4 protein-coding genes are annotated in these 3,090 nt (G+C 74.8%); 2 read left to right on the top strand and 2 right to left on the bottom strand.

Annotated features, from left to right (window positions below; translation table 11 throughout):
- Together WML84_RS14280 and WML84_RS14275 are read right to left on the bottom strand one after the other, a co-directional pair.
- The coding region (locus WML84_RS14280) for a histidine kinase dimerization/phospho-acceptor domain-containing protein (protein ID WP_347346805.1) at positions 1–919 on the bottom strand (919 nt) is incomplete at its 3' end.
- Complete coding sequence (locus WML84_RS14275; protein ID WP_347346804.1) at positions 916–1,581, bottom strand: response regulator transcription factor; 666 nt, start codon at positions 1,579–1,581, stop codon at positions 916–918. The genes WML84_RS14280 and WML84_RS14275, both read right to left, overlap by 4 nt.
- Positions 1,582–1,763: 182 nt before the next feature.
- Between WML84_RS14275 and WML84_RS14270 the strand changes: the two genes are divergently transcribed.
- Together WML84_RS14270 and WML84_RS14265 are read left to right on the top strand one after the other, a co-directional pair.
- Complete coding sequence (locus WML84_RS14270) at positions 1,764–2,474, top strand: hypothetical protein (RefSeq protein WP_347346803.1); 711 nt, start codon at positions 1,764–1,766, stop codon at positions 2,472–2,474.
- The coding region (locus WML84_RS14265) for a peptidoglycan-binding domain-containing protein (RefSeq protein WP_347346802.1) at positions 2,471–3,090 on the top strand (620 nt) is incomplete at its 3' end. The genes WML84_RS14270 and WML84_RS14265, both read left to right, overlap by 4 nt.

Below are 3,090 nucleotides of genomic sequence, written 5' to 3'. Positions count from 1 at the left end.
CGACACGGTTGTGGCGGATCGCGTTCTCGACGAGGTTGCCGACGGCGATGCCGGCGAGGGTCTCGTCGGCCGCCACCGGCGCGGACACTCCGTCGATGACCACCGTGACGCCGCGCTCGTCGGCCTCCGCCCGGTGGCGCTCGACCGCGTCGCGGGCGAGCGTCGCGAGGTCCGCCGCTCCCGCCGGCGCCGGGGCGTGCCCGGCGCGGGCGAGGGTGAGGAGCGCGGCGATGAGCCGTTCGCTGCGCTCGTTGGCGGCGAGGGCGCGGCGGACGTCCGGCTCGACCTCCGCCGGGAAGCGGCCCTGCTCCAGCGGGATCTCCAGCGCCGTGCGGGTGGTCGTGAGCGGCGTGCGCAGCTCGTGGGAGGCGGCGGCCACGAAGCGCTCCTGGCGGGTGAACGCGTCGTCGAGCCGGTCCAGCATGCCGTCGATCGTGTCGCCGAGCTCCTTCACCTCGTCGGCCGGGCCCGGCAGCTCGAGACGACGGTGCAGGTCGTCGCGCGTGATCTCGCGCGTCGTCTCGGTGATGCGCGCGATGCGGCCGAGCGACCGCCGCGACAGCCACCAGGCGGCCAGCACGGCGAGACCCGCGAAGACCACGAGGACGACGACCGACCACAGCAGGAGTCCCGACAGCACGTCGTCGGAGAGGTGACCGGCCTGCTCGATCGCCACCGCGAAGCCCGAATCGCCGTTCTCGCACCCGAGGTCGACGGCGCTCCCGGGAGCCCCGGTGCCGATCTCGATCCCCGACGTCTCGCCGTCGACGCATCCGGTGATGGTGCGGATGCCGGAGGCCAGCAGCCCCTGCACGAGCACGTACTGCACGGTGAGGAGCACCGCCCCGCCGAAGACGAACACCCCGGCGATCAGCGCGGTGAGACGGGCGCGGAAGCCCCACCGCCTCGTGCCGCTCACGTCCCTCCTCCGATCCGGTAGCCGAGACCCGGCGCGGACTCGATCGGGTCGGGCGCGCCGAGCTTGCGGCGCAACGTGTGGACGGCGGCCTTCACGACTCCGCGGCCGCGGATGTCGCCGTCGTCCCACACCTCGTCCCGCAGCTCGTCGGCATCCACCCAGCCGCCGTCGGCGGCCAGCAGCGCCTCCAGCACGCCGTACTCCTTCCGGGTCAGGGCCAGCGGCCGGCCGTCGCGCTCGGCGATGCGCCGCACGGTGTCGACGCGCACGCCCGCCACCTCCCGCACCGTCCCCGAGCCCGCCGGAGCGCGGCGGCCGAGCGCGCGCAGGCGCGCGAGCAGCTCGACGTAGGCGAACGGCTTCGGCAGGTAGTCGTCGGCGCCGAGGTCGAGGCCGGCGACGCGGTCGTCGAGCGTGCCGGCGGCGGTGAGCATGAGGATGCGGACGGGATGTCCCTGATCGCGCAGCGCACGGCACACCGCGTCTCCGGAGAGCACCGGCAGGTCGCGGTCGAGGATCATGAGGTCGACGTCAGCGGCCGCCAGCGACGACAGCGCCGCCGCACCGTCGCGGGCGACCTCGACCGCGTAGCCCTCCCGCCGCAGCCCGTCGGCGAGCACGTCGGCCAGCTCCGGCTCGTCCTCGACCAGCAGCACCCGCATCGGCCCGCCTCCTCGCCCTCCGGCATCCGCTCGCCTGCCCTCCAGCATCCACGATCGCGGTCAAGCCGAGGTCACGTCGCACCGGACCCCCGCTTGACCGGGCTGCCGCGATCCTGTCGTCAGGTCGCCCCGGCACCGTGCCGGGCGCCGTGAGAGTGAGGACGATCATGCATCCGCGCACGATGAGCACGCTGGGAGTCGCGACCGCGGCCGCCGCGTTGACGGTGACCCTGACCGCCTGCGGGGGCGCGACGCCCGCGCCCGCCGACGACGCGGCGGAGGCGACGGCATCGCGATTCGTCGCGTGTCTGACGACCGCCGGCGTCGACGCGAAGATCGGCGACCAGGGCCACGTGCTCGTCGAGGTCGCCTCCGACGCCGCCGACGGCGAGATCTCGATCGGGTCGGGCTCCGGACCGAGCGGCGCGTCGCCGCTGCTGATGGTCGGCGACTCGGACGGCAGCACGTGGGTGGCCGCCGCCTCGTCCGCGTACTTCGTCGACGACCCGCAGACGCAGGATGCCTATGCGCGTTGCGAGACGGAGCTCCCCGGCTTCGTCCAGCCCGAGGTGGACGCCGCGAACGATCCGGCCCTGCGCGACCAGCTCGCCCGGCAGGCGGAGGACGGCCTCGCGTTCGCCCGTTGCGGCCGCGACGCCGGCTTCGCGTGGGTCGCCGACCCGGCCGCCGAGCCCGGCACGACGCCGGCGATCGAGCTGCCGGCCGATCTCGCCGAGGAGGAGTTCCGCGCGCTGCTGGAGGCGTGCCTCACGCCCGATCTGACCCTGGCGTGGATGGTGCCCGCCGATCTCGGCTTCGACTGGACGGCCGTGCTCGACGAGGCGTCCGGGTCGGGCGCCGCGTCGTCGCACGTCGAGTCGGACGACCGGTGAGAGGCTCCTCCCGACGGCGCGTCCGCGGTGCGTGGGCGGTCGTCGCCGCCCTGCTGGTCGTGGCGGTCGGTGTGAGCGCGTGGTGGCTGCGCCCCTGGGAGCTCCTCGCCCCGCCCGACGCGGCCGTCGCCGAGGAGCCGGTGACCGCCGCCGTGGAGCGGACGACGCTGACGAGCCAGGTTCGACTGAACGCGACCCTCTCCTACGGCGACGCCGCTCCGCTGCCCACCAGTGGCGGGACGATCACAGCCCTGCCCGCGGCCGGGACGACCGTGCTGGTCGGGCAGCACGTGTACGAGATGGATGGACATCCGGTCGTGCTCTTCCGCGGGGCGCGGCCGTTCTGGCGCGAGCTCTCCGTCGACGCGGATGACGGCGAGGACGTCCGTCAGCTGCAGCAGAACCTCGCCGACCTCGGCTTCTCGCCCGGAGACGTGGACGGCCGGTTCGGCTGGCAGACCCGGCAGGCCGTCCGCGACTGGCAGAAGAGCCTCGGCCTGGCCGCGACGGGCGAGTTCTCGCCGGCACGGGTGGTCGTCGCCGATGCCCCCGGCATCCGCATCGCGCAGCGCACCGCGCGGCTCGGCGACGCCGGCGTCAGCCCCGCGACCTTCAC

It is taken from the genome of Microbacterium sp., assembly GCF_039812165.1.
Classification (GTDB): Bacteria; Actinomycetota; Actinomycetes; order Actinomycetales; family Microbacteriaceae; genus Microbacterium.
This window is presented reverse-complemented; position numbering and strand designations above follow the sequence as displayed.

Excerpts from the sequence above, each read along its gene's own strand:
- WML84_RS14275 (WP_347346804.1), bottom strand. The coding sequence starts at position 1,581 with ATGCGGGTGCTGCTGGTCGAGGACGAGCCGGAGCTGGCCGACGTGCTC.
- WML84_RS14270 (WP_347346803.1), top strand. The coding sequence starts at position 1,764 with ATGAGCACGCTGGGAGTCGCGACCGCGGCCGCCGCGTTGACGGTGACC.